The sequence below is a fragment of the Methanoculleus sp. UBA374 genome, assembly GCA_002508705.1.
Lineage (GTDB): Archaea > Halobacteriota > Methanomicrobia > Methanomicrobiales > Methanoculleaceae > Methanoculleus > Methanoculleus palmolei.
In genome coordinates this window covers 164,774-181,476 of the sequence record DAYL01000034.1, presented here as the reverse complement: position 1 = coordinate 181,476, position 16,703 = coordinate 164,774, and the positions used below count along the sequence as shown (strand labels likewise).

The 16,703-nt window shown below is 53.8% G+C and carries 13 protein-coding genes and 3 tRNA genes; 12 read left to right on the top strand and 4 right to left on the bottom strand.

Annotation, left to right across the window (positions count from 1 at the left end):
• Positions 1-176: 176 nt before the first annotated feature.
• A tRNA-Cys gene (locus tag BRA42_RS14240) sits at positions 177-248 on the bottom strand.
• 776 nt (positions 249-1,024) lie between these two features.
• Here BRA42_RS14240 and BRA42_RS14235 point away from each other — a divergent pair.
• Positions 1,025-1,978 (top strand): ABC transporter substrate-binding protein, encoded by a 954-nt coding sequence (locus BRA42_RS14235; RefSeq protein ID WP_342686289.1) that lies wholly within the window; start codon positions 1,025-1,027, stop codon positions 1,976-1,978.
• 312 nt (positions 1,979-2,290) lie between these two features.
• On the opposite strand, the gene BRA42_RS14230 is transcribed toward BRA42_RS14235, so the two are convergent.
• Positions 2,291-2,362 (bottom strand) — tRNA-Cys (locus BRA42_RS14230).
• Between the two features lie 319 nt (positions 2,363-2,681).
• On the opposite strand from BRA42_RS14230, the gene BRA42_RS14225 reads away from it, so the two are divergent.
• The 9 genes from BRA42_RS14225 to BRA42_RS14185 all read left to right on the top strand — a co-directional run bounded on the left by BRA42_RS14225 (position 2,682) and on the right by BRA42_RS14185 (position 13,092).
• Positions 2,682-3,875, top strand: a complete 1,194-nt coding sequence (locus BRA42_RS14225; protein WP_342770236.1) for an MFS transporter — start codon at positions 2,682-2,684, stop codon at positions 3,873-3,875.
• 95 nt (positions 3,876-3,970) lie between these two features.
• On the top strand, positions 3,971-4,777 hold the full coding sequence (locus tag BRA42_RS14220) for an acyl-CoA dehydratase activase (RefSeq protein WP_342770237.1): 807 nt from the start codon (positions 3,971-3,973) through the stop codon (positions 4,775-4,777).
• Positions 4,778-4,794: 17 nt separating this feature from the next.
• On the top strand, positions 4,795-5,976 hold the full coding sequence (locus BRA42_RS14215; RefSeq protein ID WP_342770238.1) for a 2-hydroxyacyl-CoA dehydratase family protein: 1,182 nt from the start codon (positions 4,795-4,797) through the stop codon (positions 5,974-5,976).
• On the top strand, positions 5,976-7,478 hold the full coding sequence (locus BRA42_RS14210) for a 2-hydroxyacyl-CoA dehydratase family protein (protein WP_342770239.1): 1,503 nt from the start codon (positions 5,976-5,978) through the stop codon (positions 7,476-7,478). Before BRA42_RS14215 ends, BRA42_RS14210 begins: the two co-directional genes overlap by 1 nt.
• Positions 7,475-8,323: an ABC transporter permease gene (locus tag BRA42_RS14205; protein WP_342770240.1), complete on the top strand. Its 849-nt coding sequence runs from the start codon at positions 7,475-7,477 to the stop codon at positions 8,321-8,323. The genes BRA42_RS14210 and BRA42_RS14205 overlap by 4 nt, the downstream gene beginning before the upstream one ends.
• Before the next feature lie 2 nt (positions 8,324-8,325).
• The gene (locus BRA42_RS14200) at positions 8,326-9,327 is read left to right on the top strand and encodes an ABC transporter substrate-binding protein (RefSeq protein ID WP_342770241.1); all 1,002 of its coding nucleotides are present in this window, start codon (positions 8,326-8,328) and stop codon (positions 9,325-9,327) included.
• A 444-nt stretch (positions 9,328-9,771) separates the two neighbouring features.
• Positions 9,772-10,671, top strand: a complete 900-nt coding sequence (locus BRA42_RS14195) for an ABC transporter ATP-binding protein (RefSeq protein ID WP_342770242.1) — start codon at positions 9,772-9,774, stop codon at positions 10,669-10,671.
• Between the two features lie 252 nt (positions 10,672-10,923).
• Entirely contained in the window at positions 10,924-12,126 is a 1,203-nt protein-coding gene (locus tag BRA42_RS14190; RefSeq protein ID WP_342770243.1) for an MFS transporter, read from the top strand.
• A 111-nt stretch (positions 12,127-12,237) separates the two neighbouring features.
• The gene (locus BRA42_RS14185) at positions 12,238-13,092 is read left to right on the top strand and encodes a class I SAM-dependent methyltransferase (RefSeq protein ID WP_342770244.1); all 855 of its coding nucleotides are present in this window, start codon (positions 12,238-12,240) and stop codon (positions 13,090-13,092) included.
• A gap of 594 nt (positions 13,093-13,686) precedes the next feature.
• Here the strand turns inward: BRA42_RS14185 and BRA42_RS14180 are convergent.
• Positions 13,687-13,758: transfer RNA gene (locus tag BRA42_RS14180), tRNA-Cys, on the bottom strand.
• A gap of 231 nt (positions 13,759-13,989) precedes the next feature.
• Here BRA42_RS14180 and BRA42_RS14175 point away from each other — a divergent pair.
• Both BRA42_RS14175 and BRA42_RS14170 read left to right on the top strand, forming a co-directional pair.
• Positions 13,990-15,000, top strand: a complete 1,011-nt coding sequence (locus BRA42_RS14175; protein WP_292405148.1) for a radical SAM protein — start codon at positions 13,990-13,992, stop codon at positions 14,998-15,000.
• Between the two features lie 228 nt (positions 15,001-15,228).
• Entirely contained in the window at positions 15,229-15,771 is a 543-nt protein-coding gene (locus tag BRA42_RS14170; protein ID WP_292405151.1) for an aldolase, read from the top strand.
• On the opposite strand, the gene aglJ is transcribed toward BRA42_RS14170, so the two are convergent.
• The gene (gene aglJ, locus BRA42_RS14165; protein ID WP_292405153.1) at positions 15,742-16,668 is read right to left on the bottom strand and encodes an S-layer glycoprotein N-glycosyltransferase AglJ; all 927 of its coding nucleotides are present in this window, start codon (positions 16,666-16,668) and stop codon (positions 15,742-15,744) included. The two genes, BRA42_RS14170 and aglJ, sit on opposite strands and share 30 nt — an antisense overlap.
• Between the last annotated feature and the right edge of the window lie 35 nt (positions 16,669-16,703).

Sequence of the window (16,703 nt, the reverse complement as noted above, 5' to 3'; positions counted from 1 at the left end):
TACGTTCACAATTGTGAACGCCATTAATTAGAATGGCGGTATAAACACTTATACCTTTTCAAAGAGGCGGATTTTACCCGTTCATTTGCCAATCCGCAGGAGTAGCAAGCGTCAAATATCCCGACACGCCAGACAGAAATCATACAAAAGCGCGGCATCCAGCACGGGCAGAGAAAAGCCAGGGCCCGGATTCGAACCGGGATAAAGCTGATCTGCAGTCAACCGCGTAGCCACTCCGCCACCCTGGCAAGGTCGGTCCACCGCTGTGGGCTGTCTCCTATGTAAGCCTTCCGCGAATATATCCACTGGCATGTCGGCAATATCTGCCGGGAGAAAAAAAACGAAACGATACCAGAAAGTAAAACATCGGATTGTCGGGATACTCCGGGTCATATCACGAGGGGATTGCCGCTACATTTTGCCGTCTTCCCAATGCTTATGACAGAGTGTGCGTAACGAATCAGCGTTCACAATTGTGAAGAGGCTCCCCGAATGCGAATTACGCCACACGCAGGAAGAAAGTATACAATTCGATTGTGGGTTCCTTCCTGGGGACGCAGACAGAGCAACCAGGAGAGAGTCGCTGCACCGAACGGAACGGACACGAGAACAGGACGTTCCAGAGGTGATAAAATTGCATAAAACCAAACAAATCAACCAGAGTGTCCAGCAAAGCCAGCATTTACCACGACAGAGGAGCCTCTGCCATTTCGGGCTATCCATCGAAAACGCAGCCCAGAATGAGAGAGAAATGGAGATTGATACGATCATAAGCATCGATCTCGAAAAATGGCTCATCAGGAACAAATAAACGAAGAGTCCGGAATGTGAAGAGACACGGTTCCGGGAGAGTCGGGGAGAGGAGCACCGGTTTTTCTCAAGGACGCCCCGGCACATTCCTGCTTCCGGGTCCCTCCCCATGACCGCCGTATGCGGAAGATCGCACCTGCAACCGCCGAAAAAGAGATTCGCCTCCCGGTTCAATTATCGGAAAGACCGAAGAGAGATCCAAGGATGTGATTGAATGCCATACCAGGAGAACAGACTCAGGATCGGGTATCTCTCCACCGTCTACCACACCTCATTCGTCCTGCAGGGAACCGAGACCCTGCAGGCGCTCGGCATACAGGCAGAGTGGACCCTCCACCCGTCAGGCCCGGATATCGTAAACGCAATGCGGGAGGGGAGCCTTGATCTCGGCTATATCGGCCTGCCGCCGGTGATCATCGGGATCGACAGAGGCGCCGCGCTCCGGTGCATCGCCGGGGGCCACATCGAGGGGACCGTCGGCATTGCGGGGGAAGAGTGGAAAGCCCTCGACGAGTGCGCCGGCGTACCTGCATTTCTCTCACAGTTCAAGGGGACCGCCATCGGGTGCCCTCCGAAAGGATCGATCCACGACGTCATCGTCAACGATCTCCTCCGAAGATACGGGATAGACGATATCCGGGTGATTAACTACCCCTGGGCGGATTTCATCCCGGATGCACTCTTAAACGGGGAGATCTCAGCGGCGGCGGGAACACCCGCGCTTGCCGTGACCGCACGCCGCTACGCGAACGCGAGGATCGTCATGCCCGCGGATGTCGTCTGGCCCTACAACCCGAGTTACGGCATCATCGCCGCGGGAGAGGTGGCCGAACATGCCGCCCTCTTCTCCCGGTTCCTTCGGGCCCACGAAGAGGCGTGCGAGTTTATCCGGCACGATCCGCATGGGGCTGCCCGGATCGTCTCCAGGGTGACGGGGGGGATGGTTGATCCCGGGTTCGTGATGGAGGCTTACACGATCTCCCCCAAGTACTGTGCCGCACTCCCGAGAGAGTACATCGCATCGACGATGAGGTTTGTGGAGGCTCTTGCCGCGGCAGGATACATCTCCGGCCCCATCCCTGAGAAGCGGATATTCGATACAACCCTCATCGACGAGGTGCATCGCGCGCCGCCCCACTACGAGGCTGGTCTCAACCTCTCCCCGTGAGAGGAGACGGCTGCTCTTCCCAAAGACGCCCCATCCTCCCCCCGTCGCAGGTGAATTTTTGCGGTTTCACCCGTTGCGGAAGTTCTCCCGGATTCATCGAATATCGTTTTGCGCCGCGGTGTCTCCGACGGCGTCTTCAAATGACCGGGATGTCCGGGCACAGGTCCAGAATCGAGCAACCCCTGAGAATAATCTTTAGTATGCCGCCCTCAGGGGCCTATCCCGCCCCTGAGGGCCCGGCGCATAACTTCAGCCGTTTTTGGCTTCCCGTCCCGCACCTACCGCCGTGCAAACGAGTTTCAACAAAAGAAGAGCCAAGGCCCGGATTCGAACCGGGATACAGCTGATCTGCAGTCAACCGCGTAGCCACTCCGCCACCTTGGCAAGAATATTCCATCAGATTCGAATGCACTCGGCCATCGTGACTCTGATGGAGCTTCATTCCCGCGATGTTACATACACTCGTTACCCTGCAAATTATTTATAGAATAATTTTCGGGCGGCTTTTGCCGCAAAAAACAGACGGGTTGCGGCTTTTGGTAGTTTCGCACAATCCCGTTGGGACAGGACGACCCAACGTACATCTGGCGCGATGGAACAGGATCGTACGATTCCAGGATACGTTTTTTGAAATGAGGGGGCAATCCTTGCTGTTTTCCCTATAACTATATCCAAACTGTAGAAACGATTGTGAACGGTTGCGATGCGATTTCTCAAAGGAAATGAACTCCTTTTCCGGTTAGTAATCATCAATATATGTTCCGGGATCTCGGTGGGCCTCCTGAACCTGATCATTCCCCTGTATGCCCTGAGTCTGAGCGCCACCAATTTTGAGATCGGATTGATCAAGGCAATGATGGGTGTAGGAGACCTCCTCATCATCCTGCCTGCTGGATTTCTCATAGATCACTTCGGTTCGAAAAGAATGTACTCCGCGAGCGCGCTTACCGGCGGGCTTGTTATCGTTGTTCTCATATGTGTCGGCTCCCCCCGGATGCTTCTTTTGATGATGATCATGTACGGGATTACCCGGACGGTCAGATCAACAGCACTCAATGCCTCATTTTTCCAGAATATTGAGACAATCGGTGTTAAGAAAGCGGGGATCTATCGTGGTTCGATAAACCACGGCGTATCCTTTCTCGGGTCTTTAATCGGGGGTATTGCAGTAATTTACCTGAATTATACGCACTATTTCCTGCTTTCCAGTATGTTTCTTGTGATCCCGGTCGTCTCGATATGGGTGTTCACTCACATCAACGGTAAGGGGAATTATCCCGAGAAAAACCACTCAACCGGTTTTTTCGAGTCGTTTCCCTATTACCGGAAACTGTTTAGGAACCGGTCCATGATGGGTGCCACGTTTGTAGACGGCATGAACTCGGCATTTTTCAATGTTTTCATCACATTCATTACCGTCTTGGTGGTCAAAGACCTGGCTTTATCAGCAAGTACAGCTGCAATTTTAATCACGATCCGGGGAAGCATCCAGATTCTGGTCATTTTTTTCGGTGGAACGCTCATGTACCGGAACCAGAACAACCTGTACACGCTCAGTTTTGTCATGACGATTATCAGCCTCCTCATGCTCGGAACTGCGACCTCCGTACCCGTACTCGTACTTGCCTCTGCAGTTGCCGGGTGTTTTTCCGGGGTTATGATACTCCTGACCTTCTCCAGTGTCGGAAAGATTGATGGAGAGAAAGGAAAAATCGCGAGTATCTTTGCAATCGGCGGCAGTCTCGGCTCGATTATCGGTCCGGTAGTCGGTGGAGCAATCGGGGAATTTTTTGGAATTCCTGCGATATTTTATGCATTCATCCCCGTCTATGCGGCGATGGCAGCTTACTGTATCCTTCTTGAGAGGAAACGTATCAGAAACGGAGAATTTTGTTAGATCTTTGGGATAAACGAGAAAAACGGGCAAAAATTACTGATTTCTCGAGAGTTATATTAATTCCCGAGAAATGTTGGTAACGCAAAGGAGGCAGTATGACAACGAAATCAAACGGTACGCAGATATTCGCCGGCGTGGACGTAGGTTCACTCGCATCAAAAGCAATCATCATCGCTGACGGAGAGATCATCGGTTCAAGCCTCATCCGTTCCAGGATTGACACAGAAGAGAGCGGACGTGTTGCTTTAGGGGAAGCGCTGACATCTGCAAAACTTTCTCAGAGCGACATCGAGTATATCGTTGCAACGGGATACGGAAGAATATCCGCCCCTTACGCGAACAAAACGGTCACGGAGATCACCTGCCATGCCAAGGGTGCACACCACCTTCACCCGGCAACCCGGACAATTATCGATATGGGAGGACAGGACTGCAAAGCAATCCGTGTGGATGAAGAGGGAAGCGTCCTCGATTTTGCCATGAACGACAAATGTGCAGCAGGTACAGGGCGGTTCCTTGAAGTCATGGCCAACGTATTCAAAGTTTCACTCGATGAACTCGGCCCTCTCTCCCTATCCGCAGACGAAGCGGTACCCATAAGCAGCACCTGCACCGTGTTCGCTGAGTCCGAGACGATCTCCCTCATTGCGCGGGGAGAAAAACCGGCCAACATTATCCGGGGGATTCACAGCGCGATTGCTTACAGGATTACCGGACTGTTCTCGCGTGTCGGTATCCGCAATGACGTGTACTTCTCCGGAGGGGTGGCAAAGAACATCGGCATGAAAACCGCGCTCGAAGAAGTGCTCAAATCCAAGATCTATGTCCCGGATTACGATCCCCAGCTGACCGGGGCGCTTGGCGCCGCGATCTTAGCGCAGAAGTACGGCAGCAAAAAATAAGCAGGGATCGAGGAAAAATGACACTTGAAACCTTAACGGCTATTTCGGATGCCGTAAAGAGGCGACCGGCCGAACTTGCAGAAATGCGAAAGAACGGGTCGAAAGTGGTAGGATATCTCTGCTGCTATATCCCGGAAGAGATAGTTCATGCTCTCGGTCTCGTCCCGATCCGGCTCGGTATCGGAGGAAACGAGCGGCTTGTCGAACTGGGAGGCCATTACATCTCCACCCAGAACTGTGTGTTCGTACGGGAGACGCTGGGGCTGTTTCTCGAAAAGGAAGATCCCTACGTAAAGAACGCCGACGTTGTCGCGATATCTGCTTCGTGTATGCAGATGTACCGGGCATCGGAACTGCTCAAGTATTACGCCAAGGCAAACACGATCGTTCTTGGGGTTCCAAGGAACTTCTACACCGATGAAGGCAGGGCCTATTTCCGGAATGAAGTCCGGTGGTTTACGGAGAAACTGGAGAAATTGGCAGGAAAGCGCCTGGACCCGGAGAAGCTCGCGCAGTCCATAGCGCTCTTCAGGTCAATCCGGGAGAAGATCCGGGAGATCTACACCGTCCAGGCAAAGGAGAATTCGCCGATATCCTGGCGTGAAGTCTTGCAGGTCATCCAGGCAGGATATTACCTCGACCGGGACCAGTATCACCAGTTCCTCGACGAGCTTCTTGCTGAAATCAGCCAAAAGTCCGGAAAATCAGATACAACTCCCGAAACCGACGGCAAACCCCGCCTCATTCTCTCCGGGAGCCCAATTCCGCCGGGCGACAACAAGATCCTCGACCTGATCGAAGAGATGGGCGGCAGGATCGTTGCCGATGATCTCTGCTTCGGCCTTCGCCCCTATCTGGGCATCGAGGTGAAAGAGGCAACGGTTCAGGGAATTGCAGATGCATATCTCGACAAAGTTCCCTGCGCCTCCCTGCCCTACCTCAAGGAGTTGGAAACGGACAGGCGTCTTGCAAACCTCTCGAACCTGGTGAAGCAGTTCCAGCCCGACGGCATGATCTATCATACGCTCAGGTTCTGCGACGCATTCACGTTCAAGGGCAACGAAACGAAGACGTTCCTTAAGATCCCCTTCATGGAGATCCACACCGAATATGCCGGATCCGACATTGAAGGTGTCCGTACGCGGGTTGAGGCGTTCCTTGAGATGATACAGGACAAACAGAATCGGAGGTCAGAATAATGGCAGAGACTATCGCACAGAATCCACACAATGCCGTTAAGTTGTTCCGGTACCCGGAATCCCTGAAGGAGAAGTTCCTGAAGACCAGCGATATCGAGTTCCGGTACTCAAAGGCCGTAACCCCGGAAGAGATCTGGCACTTCATGACCGTGGACGCTCCACGGAGATACCCGTATGCGTATGAGATCAACCCATGGTTCCGGGACCAGATATCTGCAGATATTGGTTTTCTCACCGGAATCAAATGCCGGTACCTGAGACTCTCCCTCAAAGACAGGCTTCTTGAAGCCCACAACAACTCTGTTCCCATCATCTTCACCCAGGGCGGCCAGACGTTCGAACCGTACTATGCAGCCGGAGGAATTCCCCTGCGGCCGGGGCTCATCTCCCGGTTTTCCGACGATATGACCGAAGGTCAGACCCTGAATCAGACCTCCCGGGATCATAAGGAGAAGCTGGAGTTCGGAAACAAACTGCTAACTACGGAATCATGCCCGATTGTCGGTCCGCACATCAGCGCCCAGAGAGGGCTCATTCCGGTCGACCTTGTCGCTCCGTACCTCTGCCTGCGCTGCTCGGATAAGCAGTACCTGGTGGAATCCTACCGGAATACCCAAAACGTTGCGTCATACCAGGACCCGGCGTCCCGTGGACCCTACTACAAAGAGAAAATCCCGCTGATGCTGATCGACTATCCCATCGACAACCAGAATGAAAAAGAGTGGGCGACGGACTACCTCGAGACGATGCTCCGGAACCTGACCGCGAAAGTCAGCGAACTCTCGGGAAAAGAAGTCGACGACAGGGCCCTTGCCGAAGAGATCCGCTACGAGAACAAGATCAGAAAACTCACCCAGGATATCGTCCACCTCTGGTGGAAAGCCCCGGTGCCTCCTACCAACAGTTCGGACTTCGCCGGGACGTCAAACACCTCGGCAGGGGTGTTTCGGATCGGGAACGAGTTCAGCGGAGACCCGAACGGCGCGTATTCTGTTCTTAAGGATGCGTATGCGGAAATTCAGGAGCGGGTCAGGACCGGCGTGAAAGGCGTCGGAATCTCCGATGACCCGGTGCGGCTCTACATCTGCGGCCCGGCTGCGACAGAAACCACGGACCCCGGTTTCATCGACAGTATCGGCGGTGTAGTCGTCGGAAAGGACGATCAGTGGAGTGAGATCTGCACGCTGGTGGACGAAGGAGGGAACAACCCCTACCGGAACCTCGCAGAGGCAATTCTTTCGTTCCCGATGGAACTCCCCACCGAAGAGAGAGCCCAGTGGACCATCGACCAGATAAAACAGTCCCGCGCTGACGGCATGATCTTCACGCACACCTGGGGCTGCAACTTCCAGTCATCGGTGGCCAGAATGATCTGCGATATTGTACGGGATGAGGCAGGCATCCCGGTTATGGACATGGGTACGGCAAGCGGTTTCAATGCACAAGGAGAGGAGCAGTCAAAGACCCGGCTAGGGGCTTTTATTGAGATGATAAGTGGATGATCGATCTCGGCAATCTATACTCAAAAGGATCGGGGAGAGCAGCCCTTACGGCCCTCAGACTGGACCTCATGAAGATCGGGAGATTACTCAGCGGCGGAATTGCCCTGTTTATCTTTGTGGGCCTGTGGGAGGTACTCCCGAGGGTGGGTCTCATCAACCCGGCGTTCTTGCCCCCCTTCTCGGTGGTTATTACAACCCTGGTTGGGATGACCCTGTCCGGGGAGATTTTCACCCACCTTTTCATCAGCCTGCAGCGATCCGTACTGGGGTTCGGACTTGCAGTCCTTATCGCAATTCCTCTAGGGCTGGCCCTGGGATGGTATCCCGGGTTCTCGCGGTTGATGGACCCCTTGATCGAGACACTCAGGAACATCCCCACGCTGGCGATGTACCCGGTCATGATTATCTTTCTGGGTATAGGAGAAGAGTCGAAAGTAGCGATAATATTCTTTGCAGCGCTCTGGAAAGTTTTGATCAACACCATCAGCGGGGTGGATAGCGTCGATCCTCTGCTTATCAAAGCAGCACGGTCTGTCGGCATTACTTCGGATGCGGAGATCTTCAAGAAGGTCATCTTCCCAACGGCGGTGCCTCAGATCGTTTCGGGAATGAGACTCGGAGCCACATCTGCAATCCTCGTCCTGGTTGCCGCTGAAATGATGGGCGCAAAATCAGGTCTTGGATTTCTTGTCACGAACTCGCAGTACAACTTTGTATACGAGAAGATGTACGCCGCGATCATCTGCCTGGTGATTCTCGGAGTGGTATCCAATTACCTGCTGGTCTGGTTCGAGAAGAGAGCCACGTGCTGGAAAGAAGAAGTGAATTTTAACAAGGAGAATTGAACATGGAGAAGAGATTACAGTATGGTATTATCGCGGTTGTTGCAATCGCGATCATCGGTATCGTCATTGGAACAGTCTTGGCCGGAAATCCCTCGACTCCTTCAGAGACGGAGTTCTTCACGATACGGACTCCGACATCAACGTCGCTCAGCGTAGTGGATCTGGCTGATTCGCTGGGCTATTATAAAGAAGCCGGAATCGTCATTGAGCGGACCGGATCCACAACGGGGGGACCGCAGAGCATCATGACCGTGGCAGCCGGCAGTAATGATATCGGAATATCGGCATTTTCAGCAATCGTGAATGCTATCGGGAGAGGAACGAAGATCAAGACCGTCGCACCTGCGATAGGTACGTCGCCCGCCGAGCCGGATTACAAATGGCTTGTACTGGAGACCAGTCCCATTAAAACCGCAAGCGATCTCAAAGGAAAGACCATCGGGGTCAACACGCTGGGAGCACATGCAGATTTCGTCACCCAGGCGTATCTGTATCAGAATGGCCTGACCCCGTCCGATGTCCAGCTGGTAGTTGTCCCGTTCGAAAATCAAGAACAGGTGTTACGCCAGGGCCAGGTCGACGTGATTGCGCCAAACGGAAATTTCTTAAAGAAAGCAGAAGAGAACGGCGGAGTCCGGGCGCTTTTCTCTGACGGCGAAGTGATCGGCGAGCAGGTCAAGTCCGGAATAGTTATGTCTACGGATTTCATTGAGAGGCATCCGGACATTACAGCGAAATTTGTGAATGCCACCGTGAAGGCCATCGAATGGGACAAACAGCACAGAGCGGAGTCAAAGGTTCTCCTCGCCAAGTTCCTCACGGAGACCGGCGGCAACCCGAAACTGGGAGAACTCCATAACGGCTGGGCAATTCGAAGCCCTCCGGTTATCAACGATGCGGACGTCCAGTTCTGGCTTGACATCATGGAAAAAGAGGGTGCCCTGAAACCGGGCCAACTCAGACCCTCCGATGTCTACACCAACGAATTCAATCCGTATTCCTAAAGGGGAGAACACACCGGATGACGCTATAACGGTCTTTGTATCCCTTTGGGGATCAGGACCTTTTTTTATGGAGCAACTCCGGCAAAACCGGGTCTTCACCCCTCGGCATCTGTGGAAAAACTCCCTGAGGTATAGCCTCTGGCTGCACGGAGGAAGACCGACAGGATTTGCTACTTACTACCTGTTTACGAGTAGCGCAGGTTGTCCGATTTTCGAAATTTAACTCCGTGGGGGAACAAAGCAAGAACAAGATAGGAGAGGCAATACGCGAGAAAAGCTGCCGTCATGAATGCAGGGTACCGCCGGTCAAAATGGCCGGGCCTGTTATTCACGCTTGCCGTTAATTAACCGAAATCAACAATATTTTGTCAATAATTGCTGTTTTACAGGCCCTATAATACAAGAGCCGCAAAACCTACATCTACAAAATCGCGGACCAGCACTATGACAGAGATACGAGCAGTGAATGTGGGAAAATCGTACAAAATACGCGGCAATGGAAACTCAGAAAACTCCGCGGACGACCGCGAACTACTTGCCCTGGACCAGATCAACCTGCATGTAAAAGCCGGCGAATTCCTTGTGATCATCGGTCCCAGCGGGTGCGGAAAGTCGACATTTCTCGATATCGTCGGTGGGTTGTCCAAACCGGACAACGGCGAGATCCTGATCGGCGGCAAACAGGTAAAGGGCCCCGGGCTCGACCGGGGGATCGTATTCCAACAGTATGCCCTCTTTCCCTGGAGAACGGCCCAGGGGAACGTGGAGGTTGGCCTTGAGGCACAGAAGATCGACAAAAGCAGAAGGCACGAGATCTCGAAGGAGTACCTTTCTCTTGTCGGGCTGACCGGGTTTGAGGACCGTTACCCGTATGAACTCAGCGGCGGGATGAAGCAGCGTGTTGCCATTGCACGGGCCCTGGCATTGAACCCGGATATCCTGCTCATGGACGAACCATTTGCCGCGCTTGACGCCCAGACCCGTGAGATCCTGCAACGGGATCTTCTCAGGATCAAAGATGAAACAAAAAAGACCGTTCTTTTCATTACCCACAGTATCGACGAAGCGGTTTTTCTTGCCGACCGGGTAGCAGTCATGACGGCACGGCCTGGAAAAATAAAGGGAATAGTCGAGATCCCGATCTCCCGCCAGCAACGGCTGGAAGAGGATGTCCAGAGCACGGAGGAGTTCGTCAGGGTGCGGCACACCCTCTGGGCAACATTAAAAGAAGAGGTCGACAAAGCCCAGAAGTTGTGCAGGGTCTGCCCTGTTACGACATGCAACGAGAGGACGCACCCCCGCTCAGTTGCCTTATCAAATGTTGATGAAGGTTTGAAGGCGTGATCGGTTGTCCGATCTCCTGTCACCTCCGGTTCGGGGTGCTGAAATACGACGGCATCCTTGACGGATTCGGTCGGATACAGATAGATTTAATTTTTTGGATGAGCCCGTTTCGGGCAGCGGTACCTCACTGGGTTTCAGGAACAGACGGGATGAGGCGTCCGAGAACTCATGCCGGCACAGTTGATACTCGGGAAAACTACGGGCAATTTTTGCTCAAGACTCCATCAATCCATCTTTCCCAGGCAACCTCCTATGATACGGTTTCTCGAAGGTAACGAACTCATAGCCCGGTTCGTGGCGATGAATATCGGCTCGGGGATCGCAGTGGGCATGGTAAATTTCATCCTGCCCCTCTATGCCCTGAGCCTCCAGGCAACGGCAACAGAAATCGGGCTCATCAGGGGCATGATGGGAGTGGGCGATATCATCATCGTCCTGCCGGCCGGATTTCTTATCGATTACTTCGGCACCAGGAGGATGTACACGCTTGCCTGCCTCTTTGGGGCATCCACGATCATCGCGATGTCCCTTGCAGGGTCACCCGCAATGCTTTTGGAGCTGATGATCTTTTATGGGATTGCACGCTCCCTGAGGACAACCTCGCTCAATGCTTCCTTTTTTAAGAATATGAATGCCATCGGCATACGAAAAGGAGGCTGGTTTAAAGGGGCGATGACCGCAGGGGCACAGTTTATCGGACCTATCATCGGCGGGATTGCAACTATTTACATAGCATTTACAGGATACTTCATCCTGGCAAGTGCGTTCCTGCTCGTACCGCTGGTTGTACTGTACCTTACGACAAACGGGAAAAAATCTTCGAACACGTATCCCAAACCCGGTTTCCTGATATCTCTTCGGTATTACCGCAGCCTCTTTAAAAACAAGCTGCTGGTGTCTGCAACCATGACCGAGTGCATGAACTCGGCCTGTTTCATGACATTTTCTACATTTGTAACCGTACTGGTAGTCTTAAACCTCGGATTATCCCCCGGCATCGCGGCTATCCTTATAGCGCTGCGCGGTGCCGCCCAGATACTGGTAGTGGTTTTCTGCGGCCGGCTGCTGTATAAGGACCATAATAACCTGTATATTCTCAGTTATATCATGATCAGCGCCAGTCTGTTAATCTTCGGAACCAACACCGATATCAGAATCCTCGTCGTCGCAGCCGTGATCATGGGCAGTTTCTCCGGACTCATGACGCTCCTTACGTTCACGAGTGTGGGGAGCATCGAAGGGGAACGCGGAAAAATTGCAGGGATTTTTGCCATCGGAACAAGCATCGGTGCGATATTCGGACCAGTGTACGGGGGGCTGATAGGAGATGTATTCGGGGTGCAGGATATTTTCCTGGCGTTCATTCCCCTGTTCGTGATCATGGCCGGTTTCTATCTGTTCGTCGGCAGAAAACAGGAAATCACCGGAAATTTTTCCGGAATTAATCCATCATAAATACCGATTCCTCCGCACTGCAGAGTGTCTGGCCGGGAGAATTCCATTTGTAGTTACATAGCGGTGAGAGTTGCTGATTTCTTAAAGATAATACCTCATCTTAACAGAACTATGCAGAAGGAAAAATTGCAAAATTGCATACAGGAAGTGCTGAATCATATGACAGAAAGTGTTGCCAGATTTGATACTCCGGTCCTGGCCGAACGATACGACCAGATAAGCGACAGCCAGTTCAACAATGGAGTGCAGCTTGTACAGGAATTGGGAATTAAAAGAGGAGATCGGGTACTCGACGTAGGGTGCGGGACCGGCCGACTGATTGAATACCTCATAAATACGTTCGGGGAATCCATCGAGATAGTCGGTCTTGAACCTTCGGAGCACCGCATCAAGATCGCTCAACAGAAGGTTGCAGCGTTTCCCAACGTCACGTTTAAACCGGGAAGCGACAGAGACCTGCGTGATTTTGCAGACAACAAATTTGATATCGTCTACATCAATTCAGTTTTCCACCACATCCAGAGCACAGCGGCACAGGCTGCAGCCCTTGTGTACATTCACAGGATCTTAAAACCGGGGGGTAAACTGGGGCTGTCGGACCCCGATAAGGAAGCCCCCGGACTTCTCAGGGATATCACCAGAGAAGTAGTGGAATCGCACGGGTTACACTACGCCGAAGAGAGGCTTGTCTCACCCAAGAACCTGCGCTCGCTCCTTATCTCTTCCGGATTTGATATCGTGAAGATAGATCAGGTGACGAAGACCCGATATTACCCCACTCCACAGGATGCCCTCTCATTCTCGGAGGCAAGCAACTTCGGGAACTACCTGTCCGATGTTCCGGAAAACAAGCGGGACCGGATAAAAGCCGAGATCAGAGAGAGATTGAGCAAACATACAACGGATAAGGGTATAGAACATGTTCTTGGCAGGATCGTTGTAGTTGCCCAGAAAAAAGCCAGATAATTTCTTTTTTTTTGGTAAACATCAGCCGTTCTTATTAGTTTGTTTATTTTTTTTGTTTACCTACGTGAACAGTGCTTATTGAGTCGTGCCTGGTGAAAAAGCACAGAAGTTGCTCAAAATATCTCGCCGGAAGGGTACCCAATCGCACCTCCGGTGCTCACGTTCACTGTGTTCGCGCTTCGAAACTCTTCGAGAAGGTCACCCTAAAAACCCTTTGACGGGAGGGGGGTACCCGTCGAAGACCTCCTGGCTTCTCAAACTCCTGCCGTACCGCAGTCGTTCCCCGCGAGATGATATCAGGGTAAAACCGTTTCCGTATTCTGTCCTCATCTAAGGTTCAAATGGTCAAGATATTGTATACAGGTGTTCCAAGTAGGGCGTAACAGAGGATCATAAATCTTTTTGGACGACTTCCGAGTTTCTCGAACTCCTTTCCCTTCGGGAAAGTCGTTATTCGCACCCGGCGGTTTGAAAACCCTTTGAAAACGCCCTCACCTGCAAACGAATTGGAAAAAACGGGCCTTGTGATCGTATCAATCGGCGGCCGGAAGGAGCCCGGCGTCCGACGATTTTCATCCCGCGGATGAAAAGAAGAGCCAAGGCCCGGATTCGAACCGGGATACAGCTGATCTGCAGTCAACCGCGTAGCCACTCCGCCACCTTGGCAGGGACGTTCACACTTATGAAACTTCCATACTATCATACAACCCCTTACTACTTTACTGTTGACTCCCGGGCAATTTTTTCCGCATTCCGGCGCAGTGCCGCCCTTTCAATCCACCGAATGCGGCAAGAATCTCCCTGACAACAACCAATATATGCCCTCATCTCCACTATTTCCTATGGATTCACAATTGTGAACACTACGCAAGCCAGCAGAGCGCCGAGGAGAACCAGATGGAACAACAAAGGAGGAACCTGCAGGAGATGACACTTGAGGAGAAGGCACTGCTCGTCAGCATCGGGGCAGCAAGCATCGACGAAGAACTCATTAAAACTTTAAAAACAACGGCTACGGCAGGCCCGGGAGCCGGCGGGTCATCGTTCTTCCTCGTCTCCGGAGACCGGCGGGTCCGGCTCTCCATCAAAAGCGGCGCGCCGCTTCGGGTAGTCCCGGACGGAGACCGCGTTGCCGTTCTCCTGAACGGGGAGACGGTTGCACACGGCCGCCTGGAGCAGCCGCTCTGTCACTGCCCGGAACAGGCGTACATCACCGTCAGTGAGCGCTGTACCTTTAACTGCAGGTTCTGCCCCGTCCCGAAACTGAACGGGGGGATAAAGGATACAGATACCGTCGTACGGATGGTCGAGGAGGCAGCCTCCCGGGGAAACATCCGTGCAATCTCCCTCACAAGCGGCGTTGCCGACTCCCCGGAGAAGGAAGTGGAGAGGATGGTCGCGGTGGTGAAGGCGCTCCGGGCCCGGTACGACCTTCCCATCGGCGTCTCGGTCTATCCAACGGCAACCTCGACACGGGAACTCCGGGCCGCAGGTGCCGACGAGATCAAGTACAACGTCGAAACGATGGACCCGGAGATCTTTCGCGCCGTCTGCCCCGGACTCTCTCTTGAGTTCATTCTCGACGCACTGGCGGAAGCGGTGGACGTTTTTCAGAGAAATTTCGTTCACTCGAACTTCCTCCTCGGTCTCGGAGAGGACGACGAGTGCGTTAGAAGAGGCGTCACCCGGCTCGCGGAGATGGGGGTCATCCCGGTGCTCCGGCCGATCTCCTCCTCGCCCCTCAGAGCCGGTGAGATCACCGTGAATCGCCCGTCAAAAGAGCGTCTCATCCGGCTCGGAGAGATGACGCGCGAGATCCTGAAACAGAACAACCTGGATACGCGGAAGGCCCGGACGATGTGCCTTCCCTGCACCGGATGCGACATCACGCCGTTCCGTGACGTATAAGGGCGCGGCGATTGAACGGGCCGCGCGCCCGTCGTCGCCGGCAGGTTTCATCTGCGCCGCTCATCATAGGCGCTCCCCGCGAATGGAAACATTCTGCGGGGAGGTCGCCCTTTTCTCCGGGGACGCGCTGTAGTCCAGTGCGCATACCCCGCATTGCCCGGCAAACCCGGGCGCACACGATATCACCAGGTACGCAGAAATGTTCTATGAATAAGAAGTGTGGGAAGCATGCTGGATCAGGAGTTTGAACGGATAGGGAGGCGGCTCTTCCTCGAAGGGCTTGTCGGAGCGAACTTCGGAAACATGAGCGTGCGCGCCGAGGGCGGATTCTTCATCACCCGGACCGGCGCGTACCTCGACGCCCGGGAGATGCCGGTCTATGTGCCTGCTACGGGCGACGCTCCACCTGAAGCCTCAAGCGAGTACCGGGTTCATCGGGCGGTCTACCGCGAGACCCCGCACCGTGCGATCGTCCACGCCCACCCTGTCCATGCCGTCGCCGCGTCGCTCGACGCCGATCTCGTCCGGCCGGCCGACAGCGAGGGCGGGGCGCTCTGCCCGGAGATCCCGGTTGTTACCGGAAGTCCGGGGACCGAAGAGATTGCAAAAAACGTCGCCGGGGCGCTCCGTGAGGGGCATATCGTCATCGTCCGCGGACACGGGACGTTTGCCGCCGGAAAAACGCTGGATGAGGCGTATATCTACACCTCGATCACAGAGTACGCATGCCGGGTCCTCTACCTATCGGGGCGGCTTCGGGGGAGCCTGTAACTGCTCGATCTGGTGGATGGTCTCGCGGTGGAACCCGAGGAGCATATCGCTGATCACGCCGAACATGAAGATCTGGAAACCGATGGTGATCAGGAGGACCGTGAGGATGGTGAGCGGCAGGTGCTCGATGTCCTTGAGCCATTCAAGCACGACATAAACCCCGATAACCCCCCCGGCAAGCGATATGAAAAGTCCGATGATCCCGAAGTAAAAGATCGGGTTGTTCATCTTTGCAAGCCGGTATATGGTCGAGAATATCCTGATGCCGTCCTGGAACGGGTTTAACTTCGTGGTGGTGCCGGGCCTCGCGAGGTACCGAACCGGGATGACCGCGACCTGCTGCCCGTTCCTCACTGCCTCGACCGCCATCTCCGTCTCGATCTCGAACCCGGCCTCCTTGAGGGTCATCTGCCGAACCGAGTGAAGCGTAAAGGCGCGGTAACCGGACAGGATGTCGCGGAGGTCTTTTCCATGTGCAAGTTTGAATATCAGGTTGAGGAGTTGATTGCCGAGGAGGTTTAACCGGGTGAACGCCGCCCCATCGGGATTGACAAGGCGGTTGCCGATGACGTGATCGTATCCGCGCCCGAGAGGAGCGAGCATCCTCTCCGCGTCGTTCGGCGAGTAGGTGCCGTCGCCGTCAAGCATGAGGATATAGGGCTTATCGATGACCTCCACGGCCTCGATGATGGCGTTGCCCTTTCCCTTTCCCGTCTGTGTCCGGACAACCGCGCCTGCGGATCGTGCGATATCGGGTGTACCATCGGTACTATTTCCGTCCATGACGAGGATGTTAAGAAAACCTCGTTCTCTGAACGCTTCGACCAGTTTGCCAATCGTCGGTGCCTCGTTCAGCGTGGGGATGAAGATGCATACCTCATCTCGCTCGACGTTCATTAGTGTACTATATCTGATTAAATCTCATAAGGACT

Excerpts from the sequence above, each read along its gene's own strand:
- BRA42_RS14235 (WP_342686289.1), top strand. The coding sequence starts at position 1,025 with ATGCCATACCAGGAGAACAGACTCAGGATCGGGTATCTCTCCACCGTC.
- BRA42_RS14225 (WP_342770236.1), top strand. The coding sequence starts at position 2,682 with ATGCGATTTCTCAAAGGAAATGAACTCCTTTTCCGGTTAGTAATCATC.
- BRA42_RS14220 (WP_342770237.1), top strand. The coding sequence starts at position 3,971 with ATGACAACGAAATCAAACGGTACGCAGATATTCGCCGGCGTGGACGTA.
- BRA42_RS14215 (WP_342770238.1), top strand. The coding sequence starts at position 4,795 with ATGACACTTGAAACCTTAACGGCTATTTCGGATGCCGTAAAGAGGCGA.
- BRA42_RS14210 (WP_342770239.1), top strand. The coding sequence starts at position 5,976 with ATGGCAGAGACTATCGCACAGAATCCACACAATGCCGTTAAGTTGTTC.
- BRA42_RS14205 (WP_342770240.1), top strand. The coding sequence starts at position 7,475 with ATGATCGATCTCGGCAATCTATACTCAAAAGGATCGGGGAGAGCAGCC.
- BRA42_RS14200 (WP_342770241.1), top strand. The coding sequence starts at position 8,326 with ATGGAGAAGAGATTACAGTATGGTATTATCGCGGTTGTTGCAATCGCG.
- BRA42_RS14195 (WP_342770242.1), top strand. The coding sequence starts at position 9,772 with ATGACAGAGATACGAGCAGTGAATGTGGGAAAATCGTACAAAATACGC.
- BRA42_RS14190 (WP_342770243.1), top strand. The coding sequence starts at position 10,924 with ATGATACGGTTTCTCGAAGGTAACGAACTCATAGCCCGGTTCGTGGCG.
- BRA42_RS14185 (WP_342770244.1), top strand. The coding sequence starts at position 12,238 with ATGCAGAAGGAAAAATTGCAAAATTGCATACAGGAAGTGCTGAATCAT.
- BRA42_RS14175 (WP_292405148.1), top strand. The coding sequence starts at position 13,990 with ATGGAACAACAAAGGAGGAACCTGCAGGAGATGACACTTGAGGAGAAG.
- BRA42_RS14170 (WP_292405151.1), top strand. The coding sequence starts at position 15,229 with ATGCTGGATCAGGAGTTTGAACGGATAGGGAGGCGGCTCTTCCTCGAA.
- aglJ (WP_292405153.1), bottom strand. The coding sequence starts at position 16,668 with ATGAACGTCGAGCGAGATGAGGTATGCATCTTCATCCCCACGCTGAAC.